Annotated in this window: 2 protein-coding genes; both read right to left on the bottom strand. The window is 44.9% G+C overall.

Going from position 1 to position 3,033, the window contains the following annotated elements; genetic code table 11:
- Positions 1 to 156: 156 nt before the first annotated feature.
- Positions 157 to 2,355, bottom strand: coding sequence for an ABC transporter permease (locus AC1WIP_RS13755; RefSeq protein ID WP_481142364.1), 2,199 nt, complete (start codon positions 2,353 to 2,355; stop codon positions 157 to 159).
- 4 nt (positions 2,356 to 2,359) lie between these two features.
- Positions 2,360 to 3,033 (bottom strand): ABC transporter ATP-binding protein (locus AC1WIP_RS13750; protein ID WP_481142363.1); only part of this gene is annotated, 674 nt, incomplete at its 5' end.

Genomic DNA, 3,033 nt, shown 5'->3' with positions numbered 1-3,033 from the left:
CAGTATCGCACAATTTGTGGAGGTTGTCAGGGCACGGGATTATTGAGCGGTTACTGTGCTTCAAAGCCGCCGCTCCATTTTGGGCGTGGTAATTGTCTGCTGCACGACGGCTTTTTTTCTTTTGCCGTCGTCCGGCCGGGCAATGTTTATGCAGGTTTATCCCATATAATCATTTTGTAGTGCTTCTGCTAGGTTGCATTTCAGGATTTTTTTGCCCCCTACATAATATGCCAGTGCAACAAATCCAAAAATTGCTGCGATAAAAATTACGATAGGAACAATCGGAGCCACTGACAAAAACTCTATTGGATTCAGGTAACTTGCCGTTATCATAAACCATACAAACAATACAGTGATCGGCAATGTAATCAGGACGGGACGTCCTGCAATAACAAGGGCCTCAATCCGAAACATTTTACGCATACCTTCCGGTGTCATACCGATAGACATATACCTCGCAAACTCTCTTTTCCGTTGTCGGATAAAACCCAACGTGTTGGAAAAGACATTGGCGATTCCAATCATAGCAAGCAATGCACACAATGCCCCGATAATCAGCTGATAGCCATTTAACATGGCGTCATTGTCTATTTTTTCCTGAACACGGTTTTCCACCTCAAGCGTAAATTCACGCCCTAGAATATTTGTCAGTTCCGTTTCTATCGTATTCAATTCCGTTAAGGTTCGCTCTTGCGTGGCTAGTACGCGGATATATGTGTCTTGTTCTGCATTTCCAATCACTTCTTCGATCTGTTCCCACGATGAAGCCGAAAGGAACTGAACCAAAGCATAGTTATCGTATTCTTCTCTTAAAACCGGCGGCTCCTGTGTATAGCCCAAAATAGGAATTGTAACAGTGGCTGCCGCGTCATCACGATTCTGCAAGAGGATAGTGTCCTGTCCCTCAGTTAAAAACGGAACATATTCTTTGTACCTGAAATTGCTGTTTACGCTGTCCCAAATACGGTTCAGAATCACACTTCCTGTTCCTGACGGAGAAACGCCGATCTGCTCGCAGTATGCAGCGAAGCTGCTGTCATCCATAATGACAATAGGGGCCTGGATCGTATAGGTATCACCGGCAACGCTGACAGAGGTTCCAGCCAACGCCTCTAATCCTCCCAGGCTCTCCACTTCCTCGCTGATAGCCGCCATGGGAACAGAACTATAAGCCTCAGCCTTTTGATAGATTACACTGTCTGTATTATTCAGCGTATGGATTTCATCTTCGTGAGTAAAATCCTCTATCGGGGTGTCCTTTATGGTTGCCATGACATCCCAGGCGTCCTGGTAGCGTTCAAAATAAGTATGGTTTGTGCTGATTCCTGAAAGAGTAAAAAAGCACAACATGAACGTAAAACCCAGGAAGGAGAGCGTTAAGGACAGTGTAGAGGTTCTTAAGGATTTCTTCTGCGCTTTCAGCGCATTGCCGGCCAATTCACCTTCTACTCCAAACAATCGTGCAAGGATACGAGATTTTTTCCTCCGTTTTAGCTGTAACTCGCCTGTATTTTTAATGGCTTCCAGCGGGGTCAGCTTGCTTAGTCTTCTGGCTGGCAGCCATGCAGAAATCAACACGGTCAGAACTGATACCAGAATTGTGGCGGCAAATACGAGAGGATGGTAAGTAAATACTGCATTATGCCTGCCTACAATGCCATCCGCAAGAACATTTACAATCTGTATGGTTCCGAAAGTCAAGGCAATTCCGATAAAACTTCCGAGCAAAATTGGGATGGCACAGAGAGCAGCCGCCTCTTGCAAAAGGCAGGTACGAATTTGTCCCGGTGTTGCCCCTATGCTGGAAAAAATACCAAACTGATGAATACGGGCATTCATGGATACAGCAAAGGAGTTATGAATAATCAAAATCAAAGACACCGATACAATCAGAAGCACAGCCAAATAAAAGGCTATCAATAGAGGCGGGGTGGTATCCTGCGGGTTATAGATAAAATACATTGACAGCAAGGATTCATGATACGACACGGAACTGTCGGGCACTCCCAGTTGCTGAGCAATCAGGGGCATATCTTGATATACTGACCTCATGTTGTAAAAGCAAATATCAATTACAAGGGTTTGCCCGTTTGATAATTCTTCATTGACAGCAGCGGTCTCCACATTGGCAAAGTACTCAATGTCAGACACCGCATCTTCTTCAAATGTTCCTGTAATGCGGGCTTGCCAGTTCCCTTCTTCCAGGACAATCGATTCCATCTCGTAATTCCAAAAATTGTAGAACAGGCCACACAGCAAAGACAGAAACAAGGCCGATATGAACGCGGCAACGAGGACGGATAAGCTGGAAGCGCGATTCCTTTTTATAAATCCGATTGAATAGTCTTTCCACATACCCTTACCTCCGTTTCTGATCACTGACGATTTTCCCATCCTCTATGGTTATAATACGATCTGCTTCTAAAGCAATCTTTTCGTCATGGGTGATCAGCAGAATGGTCTGGTCCAGGTTGCGGTTTGACAATTTCAATAGGTCAATTATTTCTTCTCCGTTTTTTCGATCAAGATTTCCTGTTGGCTCATCAGCAAGTAAGATGGCCGGGCGATAGATCAAAGACCGAGCGATGGCCGCACGCTGTTGTTGCCCGCCCGATAATTGGTTTGGAAGAGAATCCAGCTTATCTTCAATGCCTAGTGAACGGACAATCTGGTCAAAATATTCCTGGTTGGGTTTCCGTTTATCTAACATGAGCGGCATAAGGATATTTTTTCGGACGGTAAGCGTTGGAATCAAATTATAAAACTGATAGACCAGCCCCACTTTTCTGCGCCTGAAAATCGCCGCCTGCGTTCGGTTCATCTTAGATATATCCGTTCCTTCTATCACTACTTTTCCCTCTGTGGGCTTATCCACACTGCCCAAAATATGCAGCAAGGTAGATTTCCCGGAGCCAGACGCACCAACGATTGCCACAAATTCTCCTTTTTGAACGGAGAGGTCAATATGATCCAGAGCCACGACCTGATTATTTCCAGAGCCATATACCTTTCGTAAATTTTCACATTTTAGTA

This window comes from Acetatifactor sp. (genome assembly GCF_982438285.1).
The sequence above is the reverse complement of the archived record's forward strand: the minus strand, read 5'-3'. Positions and strand labels throughout refer to the sequence as shown.